This is a genomic window from Peptoanaerobacter stomatis, assembly GCF_000238115.1.
In the GTDB taxonomy this organism is placed as follows: Bacteria; Bacillota; Clostridia; order Peptostreptococcales; family Filifactoraceae; genus Peptoanaerobacter; species Peptoanaerobacter stomatis.
Window position 1 is genome coordinate 21,082 of the sequence record NZ_JH414561.1, and the last position, 23,333, is coordinate 44,414.

Annotated in this window: 25 protein-coding genes; 18 read left to right on the forward strand and 7 right to left on the reverse strand. The window is 28.1% G+C overall.

Features of this window, described 5'->3' with window-relative positions:
- Positions 1-4: 4 nt before the first annotated feature.
- From HMPREF9629_RS08915 to rfbB, 5 genes are read left to right on the forward strand one after another with little or no spacing between them, the layout of a single operon-like run.
- Positions 5-910 (forward strand): NAD-dependent epimerase/dehydratase family protein, encoded by a 906-nt coding sequence (locus HMPREF9629_RS08915; protein WP_009526077.1) that lies wholly within the window; start codon positions 5-7, stop codon positions 908-910.
- On the forward strand, positions 907-2,082 hold the full coding sequence (gene glf, locus HMPREF9629_RS08920; RefSeq protein WP_009526078.1) for a UDP-galactopyranose mutase: 1,176 nt from the start codon (positions 907-909) through the stop codon (positions 2,080-2,082). The genes HMPREF9629_RS08915 and glf overlap by 4 nt, the downstream gene beginning before the upstream one ends.
- Positions 2,072-2,458, forward strand: coding sequence for a GtrA family protein (locus tag HMPREF9629_RS12750; RefSeq protein ID WP_009526079.1), 387 nt, complete (start codon positions 2,072-2,074; stop codon positions 2,456-2,458). The genes glf and HMPREF9629_RS12750 overlap by 11 nt, the downstream gene beginning before the upstream one ends.
- Positions 2,459-2,469: 11 nt before the next feature.
- Positions 2,470-3,336, forward strand: a complete 867-nt coding sequence (gene rfbA, locus HMPREF9629_RS08930) for a glucose-1-phosphate thymidylyltransferase RfbA (RefSeq protein WP_009526080.1) — start codon at positions 2,470-2,472, stop codon at positions 3,334-3,336.
- A 50-nt stretch (positions 3,337-3,386) separates the two neighbouring features.
- The gene (gene rfbB / locus HMPREF9629_RS08935) at positions 3,387-4,433 is read left to right on the forward strand and encodes a dTDP-glucose 4,6-dehydratase (RefSeq protein WP_009526081.1); all 1,047 of its coding nucleotides are present in this window, start codon (positions 3,387-3,389) and stop codon (positions 4,431-4,433) included.
- A 172-nt stretch (positions 4,434-4,605) separates the two neighbouring features.
- On the opposite strand, the gene HMPREF9629_RS08940 is transcribed toward rfbB, so the two are convergent.
- The 5 genes from HMPREF9629_RS08940 to HMPREF9629_RS08955 all read right to left on the reverse strand — a co-directional run bounded on the left by HMPREF9629_RS08940 (position 4,606) and on the right by HMPREF9629_RS08955 (position 8,658).
- Positions 4,606-5,787 carry a glycosyltransferase gene (locus HMPREF9629_RS08940; protein ID WP_009526082.1) on the reverse strand — a complete coding sequence of 394 codons (1,182 nt, stop codon included), beginning with the start codon at positions 5,785-5,787 and terminating at the stop codon, positions 4,606-4,608.
- A 213-nt stretch (positions 5,788-6,000) separates the two neighbouring features.
- Positions 6,001-7,095 carry an aminoacetone oxidase family FAD-binding enzyme gene (locus tag HMPREF9629_RS08945; RefSeq protein WP_330367859.1) on the reverse strand — a complete coding sequence of 365 codons (1,095 nt, stop codon included), beginning with the start codon at positions 7,093-7,095 and terminating at the stop codon, positions 6,001-6,003.
- On the reverse strand, positions 7,046-7,240 hold the full coding sequence (locus HMPREF9629_RS12300) for an NAD(P)/FAD-dependent oxidoreductase (RefSeq protein WP_009526084.1): 195 nt from the start codon (positions 7,238-7,240) through the stop codon (positions 7,046-7,048). The genes HMPREF9629_RS08945 and HMPREF9629_RS12300 overlap by 50 nt, the downstream gene beginning before the upstream one ends.
- Positions 7,241-7,384: 144 nt before the next feature.
- Positions 7,385-8,452 carry a DNA replication/repair protein RecF gene (gene recF / locus HMPREF9629_RS08950; RefSeq protein ID WP_009526085.1) on the reverse strand — a complete coding sequence of 356 codons (1,068 nt, stop codon included), beginning with the start codon at positions 8,450-8,452 and terminating at the stop codon, positions 7,385-7,387.
- Positions 8,443-8,658 carry an RNA-binding S4 domain-containing protein gene (locus HMPREF9629_RS08955; protein WP_009526086.1) on the reverse strand — a complete coding sequence of 72 codons (216 nt, stop codon included), beginning with the start codon at positions 8,656-8,658 and terminating at the stop codon, positions 8,443-8,445. The genes recF and HMPREF9629_RS08955 overlap by 10 nt, the downstream gene beginning before the upstream one ends.
- 476 nt (positions 8,659-9,134) lie before the next feature.
- On the opposite strand from HMPREF9629_RS08955, the gene HMPREF9629_RS08960 reads away from it, so the two are divergent.
- On the forward strand, positions 9,135-10,754 hold the full coding sequence (locus HMPREF9629_RS08960; RefSeq protein WP_009526087.1) for a putative manganese-dependent inorganic diphosphatase: 1,620 nt from the start codon (positions 9,135-9,137) through the stop codon (positions 10,752-10,754).
- Positions 10,755-10,851: 97 nt separating this feature from the next.
- On the opposite strand, the gene HMPREF9629_RS12685 is transcribed toward HMPREF9629_RS08960, so the two are convergent.
- Complete coding sequence (locus HMPREF9629_RS12685; protein ID WP_081466046.1) at positions 10,852-11,103, reverse strand: type II toxin-antitoxin system RelE/ParE family toxin; 252 nt, start codon at positions 11,101-11,103, stop codon at positions 10,852-10,854.
- A 349-nt stretch (positions 11,104-11,452) separates the two neighbouring features.
- Between HMPREF9629_RS12685 and HMPREF9629_RS08965 the strand changes: the two genes are divergently transcribed.
- Entirely contained in the window at positions 11,453-13,108 is a 1,656-nt protein-coding gene (locus HMPREF9629_RS08965; protein WP_009526088.1) for a hypothetical protein, read from the forward strand.
- A 321-nt stretch (positions 13,109-13,429) separates the two neighbouring features.
- Here the strand turns inward: HMPREF9629_RS08965 and HMPREF9629_RS08970 are convergent, their stop codons facing one another.
- Complete coding sequence (locus HMPREF9629_RS08970; RefSeq protein WP_009526089.1) at positions 13,430-14,608, reverse strand: hypothetical protein; 1,179 nt, start codon at positions 14,606-14,608, stop codon at positions 13,430-13,432.
- A 304-nt stretch (positions 14,609-14,912) separates the two neighbouring features.
- Here HMPREF9629_RS08970 and nadD point away from each other — a divergent pair, with 304 nt between their 5' ends.
- The 11 genes from nadD (at position 14,913) to HMPREF9629_RS09015 (ending at position 23,088) form a co-directional block, all read left to right on the forward strand.
- Entirely contained in the window at positions 14,913-15,521 is a 609-nt protein-coding gene (nadD, locus tag HMPREF9629_RS08975) for a nicotinate-nucleotide adenylyltransferase (RefSeq protein WP_009526090.1), read from the forward strand.
- Entirely contained in the window at positions 15,505-15,705 is a 201-nt protein-coding gene (locus HMPREF9629_RS12475) for an HD domain-containing protein (protein WP_009526091.1), read from the forward strand. The genes nadD and HMPREF9629_RS12475 overlap by 17 nt, the downstream gene beginning before the upstream one ends.
- A 47-nt stretch (positions 15,706-15,752) precedes the next feature.
- On the forward strand, positions 15,753-16,127 hold the full coding sequence (yqeK, locus tag HMPREF9629_RS08980) for a bis(5'-nucleosyl)-tetraphosphatase (symmetrical) YqeK (protein WP_009526092.1): 375 nt from the start codon (positions 15,753-15,755) through the stop codon (positions 16,125-16,127).
- 189 nt (positions 16,128-16,316) lie between these two features.
- Positions 16,317-17,603: an LCP family protein gene (locus HMPREF9629_RS08985; protein ID WP_009526093.1), complete on the forward strand. Its 1,287-nt coding sequence runs from the start codon at positions 16,317-16,319 to the stop codon at positions 17,601-17,603.
- A 143-nt stretch (positions 17,604-17,746) separates the two neighbouring features.
- Entirely contained in the window at positions 17,747-18,097 is a 351-nt protein-coding gene (gene rsfS, locus HMPREF9629_RS08990) for a ribosome silencing factor (RefSeq protein ID WP_009526094.1), read from the forward strand.
- A 13-nt stretch (positions 18,098-18,110) separates the two neighbouring features.
- On the forward strand, positions 18,111-18,332 hold the full coding sequence (locus HMPREF9629_RS12305; RefSeq protein WP_009526095.1) for a hypothetical protein: 222 nt from the start codon (positions 18,111-18,113) through the stop codon (positions 18,330-18,332).
- 31 nt (positions 18,333-18,363) lie between these two features.
- A complete protein-coding gene (locus tag HMPREF9629_RS08995) occupies positions 18,364-19,203 on the forward strand; it encodes a GGDEF domain-containing protein (protein WP_009526096.1) in 840 nt (279 codons plus the stop codon).
- A 350-nt stretch (positions 19,204-19,553) separates the two neighbouring features.
- Positions 19,554-20,159 (forward strand): hypothetical protein, encoded by a 606-nt coding sequence (locus HMPREF9629_RS09000; protein WP_009526097.1) that lies wholly within the window; start codon positions 19,554-19,556, stop codon positions 20,157-20,159.
- A gap of 363 nt (positions 20,160-20,522) precedes the next feature.
- Complete coding sequence (alr, locus tag HMPREF9629_RS09005) at positions 20,523-21,638, forward strand: alanine racemase (RefSeq protein WP_009526098.1); 1,116 nt, start codon at positions 20,523-20,525, stop codon at positions 21,636-21,638.
- An 18-nt stretch (positions 21,639-21,656) separates the two neighbouring features.
- Entirely contained in the window at positions 21,657-22,013 is a 357-nt protein-coding gene (locus tag HMPREF9629_RS09010) for a type II toxin-antitoxin system PemK/MazF family toxin (RefSeq protein WP_009526099.1), read from the forward strand.
- 160 nt (positions 22,014-22,173) lie between these two features.
- Complete coding sequence (locus tag HMPREF9629_RS09015) at positions 22,174-23,088, forward strand: YegS/Rv2252/BmrU family lipid kinase (RefSeq protein WP_009526100.1); 915 nt, start codon at positions 22,174-22,176, stop codon at positions 23,086-23,088.
- Positions 23,089-23,333 lie beyond the last annotated feature (245 nt).

Genomic DNA, 23,333 nt, shown 5'->3' on the forward strand with positions numbered 1-23,333 from the left:
ACTTATGAAAAAAGCAATTATTACAGGTGCAAGCGGATTTATAGGTAAAGCCCTATGCAAAAGATTGTTGGATGAGGGATATTATATATATGCCGTTGTTAGAAATAAAGAAAAAATGAAAGATGTTATTGAAAATAAGTTTTTGAAAGTTATAGAGTTAGATCTTGAAAAATATATTGACTTATGGAAATATATTGATGATAAAGTGGATTATTTCTTTCATTTGGCATGGGATGGAGTATATGGAGAAAATTTTAGAAATTTAATCATACAATCAGAAAATATTATAAATTCAATAAATTTACTTGATTCTATAAAAAAAATTGGAGTAAATAAGTTCATTTTTTCTACGTCAAGCCATATTTATAGAGTATCAAAAGAAAATGATGATGTTATTACTTGTACTTATGGTTCTTGTAAATTTGCTTTTCAAAATATAGCAAAGACTTTTTGCTATAATAATAATATAGATTTTAATAGTATTTTTTTTACAAATGTATTTGGAGTTGGAGATTATTCTAATCGTTCAACAAACACCATAGTAAAAAAAATGATAAATAATGAAGATTTAAAATTAATTAATAAAGACACTTTATATGATTGGATATATATTGATGATGCTATATATGGTATTATGAAAGTTATTGAATTAGGAAAAAATTATGAAGATTATTATATTGGAAATAATGTAAGAAGGTTTGAGGATATTATTATAGATGTTAAGAAAGTTATTAACAGTGATAGTAATTTATTTTTTGGAGAATTTGAAGAAAATTCATTTGTAAATTATGATAAAGTTGATATTAACAAGCTAAATAAAGATACAGGTTTCTATATAAAAACAGATTTTCAAGAAACCGTAAAATTAACTGAAGAGTGGATAAAAAATAATCTCATGGAGGAAAAGTGAAAGCTTTAATAGTAGGAACTGGATATTCTGGAAGTATAATAGCAAGAAAATTAGCAGAAGAAAAAAATTTCAAAGTGAAGATGATTGAACAACGTTCACATATAGCCGGAAATATGTATGACTATTTCAATGAATATGGTGTATTAGTTCATAAATATGGACCTCATTTATTAAATACCAACAAGTATGAAATAATGGAGTTCTTAGAAAGATATACAGAATTAATACCATTTGAAGTAAAACTGCTTAGTCACATTGATGGAAATTATGTTAGATTACCATTTAATTTTAAGACAATTCAACAACTTGTAGGATATAAAAAATCAGAAAAAATAATAAAAAAAATAAGAGAAAAATATAAAAATATTCAAGAAGTATCAATATATGAGTTAATTAAAGAAGATGATAATGATATAAGAGAATATGGAAGATTATTGTATGATAAAGCTTATAAGACTTATACGGCTAAGCAATGGGGTACAGATCCGTTTTCATTGGATGAGAGTGTCCTTAATAGGGTAAAAATGAGGCTTAATTATGAAGAAAAATATTTGAATACAGATTTTCAATTTATACCTAAGCATGGTTATACAAAGTTATTCGAAAATATGTTGAATCATGAAAACATAGAAGTGACATTAAACACAAATGCAATTAATCATATAACTTTTGATGATACTAATAATGTAGTTTTATATGATGGTATAAAATATGATGTATTGGTATTTACAGGTGCAATAGATGAGTTATTTGGTGAGATGTATGGTAGTTTGCCATATAGGTCTTTAGAATTTGTATATGAGAGTAAAAAGACAAACTCGATATTACCTACACATATAGTTTCTTGTCCAAACCCTAATGTAGCATATACAAGAATAACAGAGTACAATAAAATAAATGGACAAATGCAAGGAGAATATTCAACTATAGGAATTGAATATCCTTATGAGTACAATAAAGATGCTGAAAAAGGGAATTTGCCCTATTATCCTATAATAAATGAAGAAAATCTTAAATTATTTAATAAATATGTTGAATATTCTAAAAAATATAAAAATTTATTTTTATGTGGAAGATTAGCTGATTATAAATACTATAATATGGATTTAATAATAGATATGACACTTAAAAAATATAAAATTTTAGAAGAGATATTAGATGATGTTGAATAGAGTATTTTATAAATATAAGGAATTAATTTTATATGGCTTTTTTGGTGTTTTAACTGTTATTGTCAATATAATTTCATTCAAGTTGTTGTTGATATTAAATATTCCTTTACTATATGCCAATACGGTCGCATTTTTTATTGCTGTTTTATTTGCATATTATACAAATACAAAGTATGTGTTTAATGATAAGTTTACAAAAAAGAATTTTATAAGCTTTATATCTATGAGAATAAGTACTTTATTTATTGATAATATGGGCTTGTATTATTTGGTAAGTATATCAGTTGATGAATTAATAGCAAAAAGTATAATAAATATAATAATAATTTTAATAAATTATATATGCAGTAAATTTATAATTTTTAAAAAGAAGTAAGAGGAGAAAATATGAAAGGTATAATACTTGCTGGCGGTTCAGGCACAAGACTATATCCTATAACAAAAGCTATATCTAAACAGATAGTTCCTATATATGACAAACCTATGATATATTATCCACTGTCCACGCTTATGCTTGCAGGTATAAGAGATATACTCATAATATCTACACCGAAAGATATTTATTTATATCAAGCCCTGCTTGGAAGTGGAAAAGATTACGGACTTAAAATATCTTATGCAATACAAGAAAGTCCTAACGGTCTTGCAGAAGCATTTATAATAGGTGAGAATTTTATAGGAAAAGACAATGTTTGTCTTGTTTTAGGAGACAATATTTTTTATTCAAGAGGATTCTCAGAAATGCTTAATAAGGCGAAAGATGTACAGCATGGTGCTACAATTTTTGGATATTATGTAAATAATCCGAGTGATTTTGGAGTAGTTGAATTTGATAAAGATTGGAACGTTCTTTCTTTGGAAGAAAAACCTGAAAAGCCGAAATCAAATTATGCGATTCCAGGGTTATATTTTTATAATAATGATGTTGTTGAAATTGCTAAAAATGTAAAACCATCTGAAAGAGGAGAACTTGAGATAACTTCTGTTAATGAAGAATATATGAAAAGAGGAAGTTTAAAAGTAGAGCTGTTTGGAAGAGGATTTGCATGGCTTGATACAGGGACTCATGACGGATTACTCGAGGCATCTAATTTTGTACATACTCTTCAAAAAAGGACAGGATTATATGTTTCGTGTATAGAAGAAATTGCGTATAGGAGAGGATTTATAACTAAAGAGCAGTTGTTGAAATTAGCAGAACCGCTAATGAAATCAGACTATGGAAAATACATTTTGCGTGTAGCTAATGAATAGTTATATTTGAAACTAATTTTTATACAAATATAGAAATATGGAGTTTTTATATGAAAAATATACTAATTACAGGTGGAGCGGGTTTTATAGGCTCTAACTTTGTAAAATTAATGCTTAATAATTATGATTACAATATAATAAATTTGGATTTGCTGACATATGCAGGCAATCTTGAAAATCTAAGGGAAATTGAGGGCAAGTCAAATTACACATTTATCAAAGGAGATATATGCGATAAAAAACTTGTAGATGAGATATTTACTAAGTATGATATAGATACAGTAGTAAACTTTGCTGCTGAATCTCATGTTGACAGAAGCATAGAAAATCCTGAAATATTTCTTTTGAACAATATACTTGGCACTCAAAATTTGCTTGACAATGCGAAAAATCATTGGAAGATAAATCCTGAAGATAAATATTCAAGAGAATATAAAGAGGGTGTGAAGTATTTACAAGTATCCACTGACGAAGTATACGGTGCACTTGGAAAAAAAGGGATGTTTACAGAAACTACTTCTCTTAGCCCGAATTCTCCTTATTCGGCATCAAAAGCAAGTGCGGATTTATTTGTAAGAGCGTATTATGAAACATTCGGTATGCCTATAAATATAACAAGATGTTCAAATAACTATGGACCTTATCAATTTCCTGAAAAATTAATACCTCTCATGATAAACAACTGTAAAAATGATAGGAAAATGCCTGTTTATGGAGATGGAATGCAGGTAAGAGATTGGCTACATGTAAAAGACCATTGTACAGCAATATATACCGTACTTGAAAAAGGAAAGATAGGAGAAGTTTATAACATCGGTGGAAACAATGAAAAAGCTAATATAGAAATTGTAAAACTTATAATAAATATCATTGGAAAATCGGAAGATTTAATAGAATATGTAAAAGATAGACCTGGTCATGATAGAAGATATGCAATAGATAATACAAAGATAACAAGTCAGTTGGGCTGGGAACCGTCATATACTTTTGAGCAAGGAATATCAGAAACTATTAAATGGTATCTTAATAATGAGGAATGGCTATCAAAAATAACATCAGGTGAATATCTGAAATATTACAAGAATATGTATAAATAAGTGTAATAATTATAAGATGGAGTATTTCTAACATTATTTTGCAATTTAGCTTCTATAATTATTATTTATGGTTGCACTTATATTGTAAATCTAAATATAATAAGTTCAAAAAAATCTTGAGGCTCTATAATATCTGTTGGTGAAAATACTGACAGATATTATAGAACAAATATTAATCAAGAATATCAAGGAGTTTTATATTACGTCCAAAAACTCTATCTATCATATAGTCTTTTATAAATGCGGCTTCATTTTCTTTCATTATACTTATATTTTTGTCATTTATTATTTTTAGCAGTTTTTCTGTGAGTTCGTCTATAATTTTAATATTATCGCTATTTACAGAATTATCGTATAATTCTAATTTTTTTATGCTTGATTTTTCTGTTTTCTTATCTTCGATTTCAAATAAATATCCGTTGTACGCATCTTTTATAAGGTCATTATGTCCTTTTACATTTGATGCTATTACAGGTATTTTCAGACTCATTGCCTCCATTATATTAAACGGAAGCCCTTCGCTCTTACTTGATGATATTATTATATCTGATGAAAATATTAATTCTTTTATTTGTGACACAAATCCTGCTAAAATTATGTGATTTTCTAAATCAAGTCTGTTTATTTCTTGTTTATAAAAATCGTACAGTTCTCCATTTCCGGCTAATAGCAGTTTGGCATTGGGTATTTTTTTTATTATATTTTTCATAGACTGTATAAGGAATATTTGATTTTTTCTTTTTGATAATTCGCCTGCATATGTTATTAATATATCATTAGAGTTTATGTTATATTTCAGTCTTGTTTTTTGTTTTATATCATAAGTAAATATTGGCGGTGGTGTTATTCCCATACCTTTTATATTTTCTATTTTATGTTTACATAATTTGTATTTGTTTGCTAATTCGAAGTCTTCTTTGTTCATAGTGATTAACAGATCTGTTGATTTCACGCATAGTTTTTCTGCTGTTACATATAATATTTTTTTAAGAAGTGGGGTATTTTTTGAGAATAAATATCCATGTGATATATTTATTAATCTACCATGATTTTTTGCTTTGGATATTTGTTTAGCGATTCTAACTATGAAGCTTGCCAAAGAGGTGTTTGTTATTATCAAATCATATTGTTCTTGATGTAATATATGTTTAACTGTTTTTATAGTAAGTATGTTGTTTATTGATGTGATTTTTTTCTCAAAAGGTATATTATATATCTTGTCCACATTTATGTTGGCAGTTCCTTCTGAGAGAATATGGATAGTATATCCTTTGTTTTTGAAATAATTTATGTAGGGCATATGAAAGTTTAATATATGTGAAATTCTTGAGGCTGTATATAATATTTTTTTCATAGTATATCCTTTTTGCATGTATTTTTATTAAAACAACATAATATATGAATATATAAACTGCATAAACAGTGCAGTGCTTATATTAATTTTGAAAAGATAATAAATAATATTTACCAAGTATAAATATATTTGACTAATTCATTTATTTTGTAATAAAAAATAATATTTAAAAGAGAGTTATATCTATATAGTAATTAAATTCAAAAATTGACATTATAACTTTGCATTGTTGCCGGCTAAGTATACTGTGGAAAATGCGATTTGTAAGTTATATCCGCCTGTTAATGCGTCTATATCCAAGCATTCTCCTGCAAAATATAGATTTTGTATATTTTTAAATTGTATAGTTGATGGAGAGATTTGATTTAATGATACTCCGCCTTTTGTTACGATTGCACTTTTTATGTTTGAAAAATTTTTGATTGCTATTTTATAATTTTTTAAGATATTTAAAAGTTTTTCTTTCTCTTCTTTTTTTATATTGTTTATGTCTTTGTCTTCGTATTTTTCAAATAAAAATTTCAACATTCTTTCGGGTAAATATGCTGACAGTTTTGTTTTTAATGCTTTTTTTGAACTGTCAAATATTATGTCTTCTAATTGATTTTTGCTTATATCTGGCATAAAATCTATGGATATCTCTAAATTTTTTCCTTTGTATGTCAAATTTTTATGATTTGACGAAGTATCTGTTTTTAAATCTTGAAACTTTACTATATAACTGCTCATATCTATTATTGCGGGTCCGCTAAGTCCTTTTTGGGTAAACAGCATATCTCCTGAGGTTAAATATTTTTTGCCATCTATATTTGCACGTACGGATACGTTTTTTATTGATATACCTGATAAATTTGAGTAATCATAAATGGTTTCGATTGATACGAGTGAGGGATAAAGCTGTGTTATTTGTATACCTTTTTTTGCAAGCAATGAAAAAGTATTGTTTTTGCAATATGATAAACCGCCTGTTGTGATTATGAGCTTGTCTATATGTTCTTTTGTCTTAGTGGTAGTTATTGATGTTACGGTATTTGATTCATTATCTATTTCAAAATCTATTAGTTCTTCATTTAATCTTATTTCTACATTTTTTTCTTCTAACAGTTTGATGAAGGTATTTACTGTTTTTTGTGCACTTTCATTTTTAGGGTATGCTTTTTGACCTTCATATTTTAGTGGTATGCCTATATTTTCAAGATAATCTATAAAATCGTAGTTGGAAAATTTGGCAAAGGCACTGTAAAAGAATTTTGAGTTTTCAGGAATTTTGGCAAAAAAAATCTTCTTTGCTGTCCAAATTTGTGATATTGCATCTGCCTGAGCCTGTTATGGACAATTTTTGCCCTATAACTTTATTTTTCTCTATTAAAATTACTCTGTTGTCTTTTGTTTTTGTAGTGAGAGCCGCCATTATTCCTGACGGACCTGCACCTATTATAGCTATTGTATCCATGGTTATCCTTATTTATTAAAAATATAGTAAATTAATTCATAAACAGAGCCTTAACAAGCTAACAATGACAATTTTAGATTATATAGACTGATTTTAAAACTAATCTGTTATACTTGTTAGATAATAATGTAAAAAACTGATAAATTATACCAAAACATTTCTATCTTTTACTTCAAAATATTTTATATCTTTGTTTATGTCTATTTTTTCAGTTGTAGTGATGAAAGTTTGTATGTTATATAGTTTTTCTACAAGCATCATACGTCTTGTGATGTCAAGCTCGCTGAATATATCATCTAATATTACTATTGGATATTCTTTTTTCATATTATGGATTAGCTCTATTTCGGAGAGCTTGAGAGATATTGTGGCAGTTTTTTTCTGCCCTTGTGAGCCATATTTTCTTATGTCTATATCTCCTATTTTCAGAATTATATCGTCTTTGTGTATACCTTTTGTAGAAACTGTATGTCTTATATCTTCTGCTCTTGCATCTTTAAGCTCTGATAGAATATCTGATTTTATTGATGATTTGAGATTGCTTTTATATTCTATGAGTAGATTTTCTTTTTTTGATGAGATTATATAGTGTGTTTCTTTTGCGATTTCTGATATTGTTTTTATAAAAGTATCTCTATATGTGATTATTTTTTCAATTATATCTGCAAGTTGTTCATCGTATATGTCGAGCATTATCATATCTATGTTTTGTGATTTGAGCAAAGTATTTTTGTTATTTAGCGTCTTGTTGTAATCGAGTAATAAATTATAATATACAGGGCGTATCTGAGATATTTCTTTATCCATAAAATTTCGCCTGTATATAGGCGAGTCAGACACTATTTTAGTATCTTCCGGAGAAAACACAACTACATTTATTATACCCATCAAGTCGCTTATTTTGGATATAGGAATGTTGTCTACATTTATAGCTTTTTTGCTGTCTTTTGATATTTTTATGTCTATTTTATTTTCGTCTGCTTCGTTTGTAACGATTGATTTGATATAGGAGGTATTAGCTTCAAAATTTATCACTTCTTTATCTTTGTTTGTGCGAAATGATTTTGCGAAGGACAAAAAATGTACAGCCTCTACTATATTTGTCTTGCCTTGACCGTTTTGACCTATAATCATATTGATATTCGGTGAAAAATCAAGACTTAGATTTTTATAATTTCTGAAATTTATCAGATTTATATTGTTTACTTGCATTGAATTACCTGTATTTGTTTATTCATAGCATCTACTATGTCGCCATCTGTTATTTTTTTTCTTTTCTGTATTTCAACGTTGCCGTTTACTTTGACTTTTCCGGATGTTATAAGTGCGTGTGCTTCAGCTCCTGATGATACTATTGATGATAGTTTTAAAAGCTGGTCTAACTTGATGTAAGGTGTATCTATATTTATTTTTTCCATTTTGATTCTCCAATATATAAAAAAAGTAAAATTTATGTATTATAGTTTTATGTTGTAAAGCTAAAATATAAAAACTTTCATAAAATAAATTATATCAAAAATATAGACTTTTATCAAAATAGATTTCAGATTATTATTTTTTGTATTATGGTGTATAATAGAGGTATATTATAAAAATATATTTAATAATAATTAATGCTTATGGTATACACTCATATTAAACTTCTATAAAATAATAGTGCAAAAGAGAAAAATAAGATGTAATGCCTTTCAAAAAATATATGCTTAAAAGTATAACTTAAGGGATTTGAACATGGTATTTATTTGGTGGAATATTTAGTATTGATTTTTGAATGGAGTGTGTAATAATAAGCTATAAAAATTTTAAAATGAATATTAAATGATATTGGGAAAATTAATTTTTAATAAGATTGCTATTTTTATAATAAATTTATGTTATTAGAGAGGTTACAATTATGAATACATTTGTTTTCGGTCATAAAAATCCTGATACGGATTCAGTATGTTCAAGTATTGCATATTCATATTACAAAGATAAAATCGGTGAAAAAGTTGAGCCGAGAGTGCTTGGAGACATTAGAAGAGAGGCAGGTTTTGTGCTCGATTATTTTAATATAACAGCTCCTAAACTGCTTACAGATGTCAAAGTGCAAGCCAGTGATTTACATTATGATAAGATTATTCCGCTAACAGTGAATTCATCCGTTTATGAAACATATATGATTATGGAAAAAGAAAAAATACATTCATTGCCTATAGTAGATGATGATTTTAAACTTATAGGTATAGTTTCTATGAAAGATATAGCAGGAGCTTTGATACATATTAACAGCAACTGTGTAGATACAAATCTCAAATCTTTTGTAAATGTATTTTCCAATCACAATCTAAGGATAATTTGTGCCGATAATTATGATATGAAAATACAAGGCTTGCTCAAAGTTTTCAACCCTAATGTACCTAATGATGCCACATTCAAAGAAGGTGAAGTTATAATTTTAAAGGAATATCATAAAAAAGAGTTTTTTTCAAAATTGGAATTTCCGATAAGTTTTTTGATATTGACACAATTTTCAGAGCTTAGCAAAGAGGAAATGGAAAAAATAAAAAAATATGATATACCTGTTATAAGCATAGATTTGAATTCACCGATGATAATTAAAAAGATGCAACAGACGGACAGTATAGCAAGTATAATGAAAAAAGACAAGATAAGTTATTTCGTGCTTAAAGATTATTTGAATGACATAAAAGAGTCTATGTTAAAAACCAATTTCAGAAACTATCCTCTTGTTGATGAAAACGGAAAATATGTAGGACTTATTGCGAGGAAACACTTGCTTAAAGTCGGAAGAAAAAAAGTTATATTGGTAGATCATAACGAATTTGCACAAAGTGCCGCAGGTATTGAAGAAGCAAATATTCTGGAAATAGTGGATCATCATAAAATCGGAGGAATAAACACATCAGAGCCGATACAGTTTTTAAATATGCCGGTAGGCTCTACTTGTACAATAGTTTATGAGCTTTTCAAAAATTCGGCTATGGACATACCTTACAAGATTGCAGGTTGTCTTATAAGCGGTATATTATCCGATACCTTGTATTTCAAATCGCCTACTTGCACTCAAAAAGATATAGAAGCGGTTGAATCGCTCAACAGAATATTGAAGCTTGATTTGGATAATTATACCAATATGATGTTCAAAGCAGGATCTTCAATAGAAGATATGAGCCTTAAAGATATACTGTACAACGACTTTAAAGAATTTACAATAAGAAACAGAAAAATAGCAGTATCACAGCTGTTTACAATGGATATAGAAGAATTGGAAGACAAAAAAGAAGAATTGCTTGATTATATGAAAGACGTTAAAGAGAAAAATGCGTATAACACATTGATATTTGTAGTGACTGATATACTAAAAGAAGGTTCATATATATATTATGTGAGTGATGAGCCGAGCATAATAAAACAAGCATTTAATACAAGCGGCGAGCAAGGCAAATTTCTGTCATATATAGTATCAAGAAAAAAACAAATAATTCCAATGATAATAAATGTACTTGATTAATGATGTTTTATCTAATTGGACGTAGATATTTATACTGAAATCGGATAGATAGAATAAAAAAATAGCCACTCCAAGGAATGGTTATGTATAAATAAATTTACAGTATGTCAATCCAATTTTGTTTTGGATGAAGTATTCGATGAATTAAAATAGTTTTATTTTCTTCATCAATTTTATAAAAAATGATGTAGTTTTTAACAAGACATTTTCTAAATTCTTTATGAAGAAGGTAAGTATCATTGACTAATCCATAGCGATAAGGCATAGTAGATAGACTTGAAACGGTGATTTCTATGTCATCGAGCAATTCCAAAGCTGTAAAGGGTGCATCTATATTGTGAGAAATAATAGCATAATATCTTTAGATTGTCAATTTTATAGAAGATAAGTATACCAAGGAGAGTATCAAACATTTCAATCATTAATACATTAGAATTAAACTGTTTATGCCTGATAGTGAGCATTGCTGATAGAAATAAGGAATTGATAAATTAATTATTCTATATGCTATATTAATCAAAAACATCTATTTAAAAGTATCTGACTTGTATAAAATATTTTATATAATACTTATGACAATATAATAATAGATAATTTATATAAGAAATTTATAAATAGTGTTATATTTTATTTAAATTATTGCAACTCTATTGATTTATTGAGTTTTAACATAAAAAATTTTAAAAATGGAGCATTATATGTTTAACAAAATTTTTTCAAAACTAAAAAATAATAATGAACAAAATAGCGAAAAGTTTGTAGATGTAGGAGAACATAAATTTTTAAAAAATTTCAAAAAGATAACTATAACTCTGCTTATACTTTTTGTAGCTATATCATATTATGTGTTGTTAGTGCCTATAAATTTACGTTCGGCACAGTTTTATTCGTATATACTATTTATACTGTGTTTACTTACAGTTATATTTTTTATAGATTCGCTATTCAACAAGAAGAGCGTGGTAATTTATAAGACATCTATAAAACTAATAGCGGTTATAATAGTAGCGTTAGTATTGTCAAATCTATATTCATCGCCTATACTTCAAGCAAAAAAATATGCAATGCTTATTAAAAAGCAGGAAGGTGTTTTTGAAACAGATGTAAAATCAGCAGATTTCAATAAACTTCCTGTTGTGGATAGAGATATGGCGATTAAATTAGGTGCAAGAAAGATGGGAGAAATGGGAACTTTGGTTAGCCAATATGATATAGATGAAACATATTCTCAGATTTGTGTAAAAGGCAAACCATTAAGAGTTACACCGCTAATTTATGCAGATACTATAAAATGGTTTTTGAATAAATCAAACGGAATACCATATTATATAAATATAGATATGGTTACTCAAAATTCAACTCTTGTCAAATTATCTTCACCTATAAAATATTCGTTAAGTGATAAGTTTTCACGAAATTTGTACAGACATATAAGATTCGGCTATCCTACAGCGATAATATCACAAATTAATTTTGAAATTGATGAAGATGGCAAACCGTATTTTATAGCATCTGTTGTAGAACCGACCATAGGAATTTTAGGTGGCGAAGATGTCAAAGCGGTTATAGTAATAAATGCATCGACAGGTGAAATGAAAAAATATAATACTGATGAAGTTCCGACTTGGATAGACAGAGTTTATCCCGCTGAGTTAATAATAAAACAACTTACGGATAATGGGCAATATGAAAGAGGATTTATAAACTCCAAAGTAAAACAGGAGGGAGTTACAAAACCGACAGAAGGATATAACTATATAACAATGGGAGAAGATATATATTTATACACAGGGATAACTTCTGTATTGTCAGATGAATCCAATATAGGATTTGTTTTTGTAAATATGAGAACAAAAGAAACTAAGTTTTATCCTGTATCATCAGCGGAAGAATTTTCAGTTATGGAAAGTGCGGCAGGAGCAGTACAGGAAAAAGCGTATAAAGCTACTTTTCCTATACTTATAAATCTATACAACAGACCGACATATTTTATGGCACTGAAAGATGATGCCAAGCTTACAAAAATGTATTCACTGGTAGATGCACAAAGTTATCAAAAAGTTGCAGTAGGTAACACCATACAGGAAACAGTAGATAATTATAGAAAGATTACAACTGATATAGCTATTGAAAGTACAGACATAATATCAAAAGAAATAGTTGTAGAAGATGTAAAAAGCGTAGTAGTAGACGGAAACACCGTATTTTATATAAAAGTACAGGGAGAAGATAAAATCTACACAGCTCCTATAGATGTTGACGCTACACTTGCATTTGTTAAACAAGGAGATATATTAAACGTTTTGGGTAATGATGCGGAAAGCACGTTCATAGTAACGGGATTGAAAAAATAATGAGCTATGTATAAATAATATTAAATTCTATTAGAATTATTAATATTTTTATTTTGGGTTATTTACTATTATAAATATAATCAAAATAAAGTTTATATAAATTTTATTCATTAATTAAACATAACGTCAGCATATATTTAGGCGTATATGAAAAAGGACTGTTGCAAAATTATAAAAATTATAGCAACAGCCCTTTTTTTGAATTTATACTAAAAATCGATAGAATAATAGACATTTCTGTTTTTAAAAACTTATTAGCTGAGCGAAATTAAAAATAAATAACTTATATAGATGTATCTATTAATTAAATGTAGATTAGTATTATTTTACATTAGGAACCTCGTAATATCTGACGCTTTTGTCCTGCCAAGACCAAACTATTAAATCTTTGCCTGATATGAATAAATTTGCTTGGCTTACAGGTACTGTTAAATTTGCAAATTCAATACCGTCTTTGTTTATAAGCTTTATTTCCGATTTATTTTTGCCTTGAAATAGCACTGCCATATTTTTTCCGTCAGTTACAAACCATTCCATATTGCTGTAAAGCGGAGTGCATTTCCCATTTTCAGCCATATATAAAGTAGTATATTTTTTAAAGTATTCGCCTTCTTTTTTAGGTGTATATTCTTCATTGCCCATAAAAAATGCTTTGCCCCCTATTGGAATTATGTTAAAATCGGGATCTGTATGATTGCAGATAAGTGTTGTTTTGCTGTCTTTTAAAGAGTATGAGTATAACAGGTTGGCTGTTTTATCATTTTCATCTTGTTTCCAGTAATATATTTGATTTTCACCCATTGTCATATTGTAAATGCCGGGGATTAACACAGTGTCTTTTCCACTTTTTCTATCTATTGCTACTATGCCGTATTGTGATTCGTCCTCTACATTTTTGGAATATGGACATTTTATGCAATAAACTACATCTTTTTTTACAGCTGAAAAATTTACATTAGGATGGTGCATTACATCGCTGTAAAATTTGTAAAAATGTTCTTTGCCTTCGCTTTCACCCATAAAATACGGATCCGGAAAACCGTAAAATTTTTTATTTTCTATATCAACATCATAGCTTCCGTACCCTACAAGATATATCTGATCATCTTTTTTATTGTCGATTATATCAGTTTTATTTAGCAATACAGCAAGATTGCCTCCCATAAATCCGCCGCCGTAGTGAGTTGTGATATACAAATTGCCGTCACTTAACAAATGAAATGAAGGCTGGTAGTCTACCGCTTCAAGAATTTTTACAGCCTTTTTAGATGACATGATATCCTTGGCAAAAAAAGTCGGGGAATTTTCAGAATAAATACCTCTTTTTTCATAAATCATATAATAAAGAGTACCCTTATGTACAGCTAAATTGCTATGGAATGCTTCTATGGGCAGAGTTATAAGTTTTTTCGGTTTTAACACTGAAACGGCGTATATATGATGAATACTTATAGCACATAATATAAATATAGCTAAAAAAATTTTAAAAAACTTTTTCATAATAAATAACCTCCTGAAATAAAATATAAAAAATATTCTCATGTGTATTTATGATTCAATAATAAAATAACAGCATAAAAAAGTCAATTTACCATATTGTTAAAAACATATTAAATATATATGATAAATTTGCTTAAGTTGAGCAATATTATAAAATGTGGTATAATTAATAAATAAGTTTAATGAAAAACTATAAATATATATTGTTTTCAAATTATAGTAATTTAAATTAAATATTTGCTTTAAAAAATTTTAAAATTTATTTACATATTATATAAATTATGTATAAGATGAGGTATTGATTGTGAATATAGGCATACTTGGAGGTACTTTTAACCCTATACATTTCGGACATACTTTCATAGCAAACTATGTCATGGATTATATGAAACTTGATAAAATAATGTTCATACCGTCCGGTATTCCTCCACACAAAGATTATGTTATTGACAAAAATCATCGTAAAGCTATGGTAGAGCTTGCGATAAAAAGCAATTACGATTTTTTGATAAATTTTTATGAAATGGAAAAAGAAGATTATTCATATAGTTATGAGACTGTATCATATTTGTTAAAGGAATATAAAAATGACAAATTTTATTACATAATAGGTCAAGAGGCTTTTATGTTGTTTGATAAATGGTATAAATTCGAAGAACTTAGCAAATTGATAACTTTTGTCATAGTTACAAGAGGAGAAGAAGTAAAATCAAAGCTTCAAAGAAAATTTCAAAAATACAGTGTTGATATGTGTTTTTTGGATACTCCCAATATAGAAATATCTTCTACAGACATAAGAAATAGAGTAAAAGAAAATAGAAGTATAAAATATTTTGTCGATGAAAAAGTAGAAAATTATATAATAAAAAATAATCTTTATAAATTGGAGAATGAAAATGGAGCTTATATTTGATAGAATAAAAAAAGATTTGAAACATTTGTTGAGCGAAAAAAGATATCAGCACACATTAGGTGTGGAGAAATCTGCAATAATGCTGTCAGAAAAATATGGAGAAAATATAAATAAAGCAAGAATTTCCGCATTGTTGCACGACATTGCCAAGCAATTAAGTCATGATGAAATAAAAGAAAAATAAAAAAATATAATATAGTTTTTGATGAAATAGAGCAAGTAAGTCATCAGTTGCTACATGCGAAGATAGGACGATATATCGCACAGTATGAATATAATATTGAAGATGAAGACATATTAAATGCAATAAGTTATCATACAACAGGCAGGGCTGATATGAGCAAATTGGAGATGATTATATGCTTGGCAGACTATATCGAAGAAAATAGAAAATTTGAAGGAGTTGAAAAAATAAGGCAATTATCTTATATAGATTTGTACTATGCTTTATACTATGCACTTAACAACACTATGATACATCTTGCAAGCGAAAATGACCTCATACATCAAGACACATTGAATGCACGAAATTTTTTGCTTAAAAATTGTAAGAAACATTTGGAAGAAGTTAAACATCCTCATATAAAAAAAATAATTCAAGACTAAGTTTTTAAATAATACTAATTTTTAATAGAATAGCAGAATGATTTATTAAATTAAGAATTATATAAACAATTTTTTATTTTATCAGAGTGTATAGTGCAGTTTTCTATAGTTCTATTATATTTTCGGATAAAATAGTATTATATATGTGAAAAATTTTATGAAGATATTGAGATAAGGTTGGAGTCAATAATGAAAAAAATGCTCAAACTGTTTTTATTTATTGCAGTATTTATATTTGTTTTAGTGCTTGCCGTAAATATATACATAAACAATATAAAAAAAAATAATCCGGATAACGAGATTACATTAGCGGATTTGCAAGAACTGTCCAAGAGCGTCAATGATGACAGAGTAAATATATTGCTTTTAGGGGTGGACAGTTTGGACGGCAGTCAAAATCATGCGAATATGAGAACTGATACAATGATGCTGTTGTCGGTAGATCCCAAGACTAAAACAGCGTTTATATTATCCATACCAAGGGATACAAGAGCGGAAATTGAAGAGTATAAATATAAGTTTAATAAAATAAACTCGGCGCATTCAATAGGAGGCATAAATGCAACGTTAAAGGCCGTGAAAAAGCTGTTGAATGTAGATATACATCACTTTGTAAAATTAGATTATCAGGCATTGTTCAAAACAATAAACGATATAGGCGGAGTAGAAGTGGACGTGCCTATGGATATGAATTATGACGATCCTTATGCCGTTCCGCCACTGCATATAGAGCTTAAAAAAGGTTTGCAACTGTTAGACGGTGAAAAATCCATGCAGTTTTTAAGATTCAGATACGGATATGCAAATCAAGACCTTGGAAGAATAGAATCTCAGCAAAAATTTATGACAAGCCTTATAAAAAAAGTTTTGTCGGTTGAGTCGGCTGTACATATACCACAATATATAGATACATTTTATAAATATGTACAGACAGATATGAGTATCACAGATATGCTCAAAATTGCATCAAAATGTATAGATATAAAACCGTACAACATAAAAAAAGAAGTATTGCCGGGCGAAGCAAAGACTATGTACGGAACATCATATTATATAGCAAATCCTGAAAAATCAAAAGAATTACTGGACACTCTTTTATCAGGTAATTATTATATATCACAAGAGATGCAAAATGAAAATTTAACGGCATCAAACGGGGGAAATTCTACTGATACGTCAAATGTAACAAATACTCAAAAAATACCTTATGTTGTCGTATTAAACGGTAATGGACGTCAAGGCTCGGCACAAAGAGCAAAAGATTTATTGTTTGTGAATAACATAGAAGTTCAAGATTCGGCAAATGCGGATAATTTTGATTATGAAGAAACTGTAGTATATTATACAGATGACGAGATTTTAGCACAAAATATAGCGACTATATTGGGTGTGAACAAAATAACACAGGAAAACAAGGCATACTATGGAAAACCTACAGATATTGTTGTAGTTCTCGGAAAAGATTTTGTGAAGTAATACCAAGCACCATTTAAATTAAAATATATTTGTACTTATGTGTAAAATAGTTTGACATATAGGTGTTTAAAGTGTATCATTAGATTAATATAAAGTATGAAAATAAAAAACAGGTTTTTAATTTTTGAGGAGAACTTAATTAGATGACTACTAACGAAAAAATAAAAAAAATATATGAAGTATTGGATAAAAAACTCGGCGAAGATATTGTTGTATTGAATGTAAACGGAATATCAAGTATAACAGACTATTTTGTAATAGTATCCGCACCGAGCGAAAGACAGGTAAAGGCGTTGGAAGACGCATTGGACTATGAAATGTCTAAACTTGGCGTAGAACCAAGAGCGGTCGAAGGAAAGAACAGTGCAAAATGGATATTAATAGATTATAACGATATAGTTGTGCATATATTCAAGACGGAAGATAGAGAGTTTTATAATTTGGAAAGGCTTTGGAAGGATGCTGTATTTGTAGATATTGATGAAGTACAATAAGGAAAAGTAGAGTATGAGTATAAAAGATAAATTTTTTTTAATTTTCTACGAAAAAGATGAAAAATACAGGACAGATATAACTTATATTTTGTTAGCTACAGGTTCGCTGGTTGTTCATATAATTTATCATATTTTTTTCATAAAACACAATAAATTACCGTTAATTCAATATAATATATTTCAGTGTATGCTTTTATCTGTTTTTGGTTATTTTCAGGAAGAAGGTACGGCTTAATAAATTTACAATAGTATGGAATATAGAAGTCATGCTCTTTGCCACACTTGCAATTATAAAAATAGGATTTGGATACGGCTTTGAGCTTTTGTTTTTGATTCTTATGTCCACAGACGTATTTTTAATGGATGATAATATATTTATAAAAATGTTGGTTATATTTTTTGAGGCTGCTATATTTTTCAGATTGCTTATAACCAAGAAATTTGTATGGAATTTTGATCCTGCAGTGATAGATTTTTATATATTAAATTTCCTTGCATATTTCTTTTCTGTAAATGTTGTAAACTATTCATCTCTCAGCTTTTTTGAAATAAAAAATAAGTTTGAAAATATGAAATTGGTAGAAGAAAAAGAAAGATATAAGAAAATAGCGGAGTATGATATTTTGACGGGCTTGGTAAGAAAATTCTATATGGAGCAACAGTTGGATGAAGCAATAGATGATTATAACTGCAAAAGGTTGGACAACTTGGTTTTGATATTTTCGGATATAGATGATTTTAAAAATATAAACGACACATATGGGCATCCCAACGGAGATATAGTGCTTGCAAGAGTAGGCGCAATTTTCAAACGAAATTTCAGAAAAGATGACATAATATGCAGATGGGGAGGAGAAGAGTTTTTGATACTTATGAAAAATGTCAGAAAAGGATTTGCATATAATATAATAGACAAGCTCAGAGAAAAAGTATCAAAGCAAAATTTTTCGTTTGACGATGTAAATGTGTCTATAACCATGACTTTCGGAGTGTGTGCGGTATATGATTCAAAAATAACATATGAAGAATTAATAAAAACGGCTGATGATTTACTGTATGAAGGAAAACACTCAGGTAAAAATAAAGTAGTTTACAAAGAAATATAATGAACCGCAAAAGGCTATATTAAAATTATTTTGATTAATATAGCCTTTTTTGATAATAATTTTTATTTTTGTCATTAGTTATTTAATAAATATTATTTATTACTATAAAAAAATATTGTAAATTTGACGATATAAGCATATAATATAATTATAAAGTTGAATTTTTTATATGAAGTCATTAAAAAATCAATTCTTATACAAAAGTCTGTTTAAAATATCGTACATAAAATATAAAAAAAGCGACCCTTATATAAAATATATTGAATTACGTACTTTTTATATATTTATTTAATCAGGCAACAGTATCAGAGTTATTGAGATTGATTTTATAAAAAAAGAAAGGAAGAAGTGTGAAGGGTTTTAAAAGTCAAAGCGATAAACTATTTGAAGAAATACTTGAAAAAAAAATAGTTCCTATGTTGTTGGAATACAAGCCGTTTAATGATATGATCAAGTATGTCAGAACGTCTCAGATGGAAGATACAATCAAATCGCTCAGAGAAATAATGACGACTGAAAAAACACAAGTTTTGGAGGCCAATAACATACATAAGGAAAAATCAAGGCTTGTCTCAAATGTATTATACTTATCGAATCAGTTGAACAATGGTAACACAAAAGCGGAAAAAGAGCTCGAAGATACAAGAAACAAGATATTGGAATTTAATGATGAGATAGAAAAAAGAGAAAACAGTATAAAAGAGTTACTTGTATTAAAAGAAGAACAAAATTTACAACTTTTAAGAGAAACTCTAAGTTGCTGTTACGCCACAATAAAAAACGATGAAAAAGAATTGGACACTTTATTAAAAAATATAGAGCAGTTAAGAAAAGAATTGGAAAATAAACGTATAAAAAGAGATGAATTGCAAAACAGAATAGATTCGACATATGGCTTTATTCATGGATTTATGGGAGCAAAAGAAACTCAAAAAATCGATGAACATTTGTTATAGGTTGTTAAATTGAGATTAGCCTTATCAATTATATTTGTGGGGCTAATTTGTGTATTTAGAGAAAAATTTTAAGATAGTATAAAGAAAAGTGTTGTATAATTTCAAAAAACAGATATAATGTATTTTTATATTTTATTAATTTTGTAAATGTTAATTATATAGCGAATAATGAACATTTACCGTGAAATAAAAATTTTTAAAAAGTAATAGTGAATATATGATAAAATAACAGATAATTTATATAAAAATTGTATAAACGGTATTTTATTAAATTTACACAACACTGTTTTTTATAGTTTTATTGAATTTTAGTATAAATTAAAAAAATGACTTTAAATTATACTCGTCAGGAGATGAACAAAAGTGGAGCTGTCATCCAATAGGGCAATAGCAAGGATTTTTTTAAACAATATATTACATAACATAAATGAATTTAAAAACATAAGAGATAAAAAAACAAAGATATGTGCAGTAGTAAAAGCGGACGCTTACGGACATGGCAGCATTGAAGTCGCAAATTATATACAGGAATATATAGATTATTTTGCAGTATCGACAGGAGACGAAGCGATAGAGTTAAGAGATGCAAAGATATATAAACCTATAATAATACTCGGATATGTATTTGAGGAAGAAGTGGAAAATCTGATAAAAAATGATGTGGATTTCACGGTATACAACACTAAAATAGCTGAAATCATATCTAAAAAAGCCGGGGAGCTTAAAGCTACAGCCAAAGTTCATATAAAATTGGATACGGGAATGTCGAGAATAGGATTTTTGATGCAAGACGATTATGTATCTGAAATAAATGCCATTAATGATATGTCTTATATAAAAATTGTCGGTTGTTTTTCTCACTTTGCTTGTGCCGATGAAGTTAAAAATAATTTTAATAAAATTCAGTTTGACAACTTTAACGAAATGTGCATAAATTTAGAAGAATCAGGTATAAATCTCGGAATTAAACATATCGCCAATTCATCCGCTTCCGAATCTGCAAAATATGATTTGGATATGATAAGATTAGGAATCGGAATGTACGGATATTCATTAAACGATATAAAGAATCCTTCACTTGATTTAAGACCTGCCATGAGATTGGAAAGTGTCATATCTAACATAAAACTCCTCAAAAAAGGCACAACTGTAAGTTACGGTGCCAAGTATAAACTTGAAAAAGATGAGTGGATAGCAACGGTATCTATAGGATATGCCGATGGAGTAAGCAGAGCATTGTCCAATAAATATGCACAAGTTTTGTTTGAAAACGATAAAAAAGGAACGGTAGTAGGAAATGTGTGTATGGACCAGATGATGATAAGACTGGACGATTACATAGAAATCGGTGAAAAAGTTTATATATTCGGTTATGACAAAAACAGCGGGCATTACATATCTGAACTGTCAAATACAATAATAGACGAAACCATATGTGCAGTGCAAAAGAGAGTAAAAAGAGAGTATCACGAAAAATAATTAGAAAGGAGGTGTGTAATGAAATCCGATAAAGTGGTCAAGAGAGGCGATATATATTATGCGGATTTAAGTCCTGTTATAGGTTCCGAGCAGGGAGGAGTAAGACCTGTTATAGTAGTGCAAAACAATATAGGAAATAAATTTTCACCAACTGTAATAGTAGCACCTATAACTTCAAAAATGAATAAAGCCAAATTGCCCACTCACATAGAGATAAGTGCAAAACAATTCGGCTTAGAAAAAGACTCGGTTATGTTATTAGAGCAGATACGAACTATTGACAAAATAAGATTAAGAGAATTTATAGGGACAGCAGATGAAAATACAATGGGAAGAGTTGATCAAGTTTTAAAAATAAGCTTATCTTTAAATTAATACATATTACAAAAAAACATACATAATAATACTAAAACCTATTTAGAGTGATAAATCTAAAACTATTACAATACATATAAAAATATAACTTACACATTTAAGTATACTGTTATTTTAATTAGAGATTAGTATAAACTTCAAATGTAATGAGGTACTAACTATGAAAGCTTATAAAAAAGCACTTTTTATATACAACCCATTATCAGGCAATAGAGATATAGCAACGGAATTAGACAAGATAGTTGGACACTTTATAAAAAACAAAATAATTTTGACGGTCATAAGACTTGAAGAAGAAGTGTATGATATGTTAAGTGACTTGCTGAAAAATTTAGACTATGATTTTATTATAGGAGTTGGAGGTGACGGCACAATAGATTCAATAGCAAGAAGAATTGTAAAAAATAATGTAAAAAAACCGTATGCAGTAATAGGCAGCGGAACCTGCAACAATTTTGCATCAAACATATTAATGCCTTCAGGAGTATATAAAGCGATAGAAGAAATTGCAAAATATAAAACTGCAATGGTTGATATAGGCTGTTTACAAACAGGTCAGATATTTTTATCTTCACTTGCAATCGGAGTTTTTGCAGAGACATCTTTTGAAACCAACTCCGATTTAAAAGAATGGCTCGGTCCGTTTGCATATCATCTTCAAGGACTCACACAATTACCGAATATAAAGACTAATAAATTTACAATAAAATCAGATGAAAAAATTCTTGAAATACAAGCATATATGGTTCTGGTCTTAAACGGAACTAATGTGGGAAATATAGGCGGATTATTCGGAAATAACGTGGATATAAAAGACGGTTTATTTGAAATGATTATAGTTAAAGAGGCAAATCCTGTAGATTTGGCAAACTTATTGGTAAAAGTGGTAAAAGGAGAAGATTTTACAAATTCAAGCATAATAGAAATAATAAAATCTTCTAAATTTGAAATAGACTGCGAAGACAGGAGTTTGGCAGTAAGCATAGACGGAGAAAAAGGACCGTCACTTCCCTTAAAATTGAGTGTAAAACCGAATTATATAAACGTTATAGTAGGCAACACTTATGATGAATAAAATCAAAATACATATAGATAATTTTTTAGCTGAAAGCCGAATATAAATTATCTGTATGTATTTTTTTATGCAATTATTAAAATTATATTATTAATAGCATTACTATAAATTATCTACTATTTTATTGATAATCAGTATAATATATTATGAGAATATCTTACATTTAAATAAAGTTTAGAACAATAGCAAAAAACATATAATATATTTTTTGAATTAAAAGAATATATTATGTAAAATTATGGTAT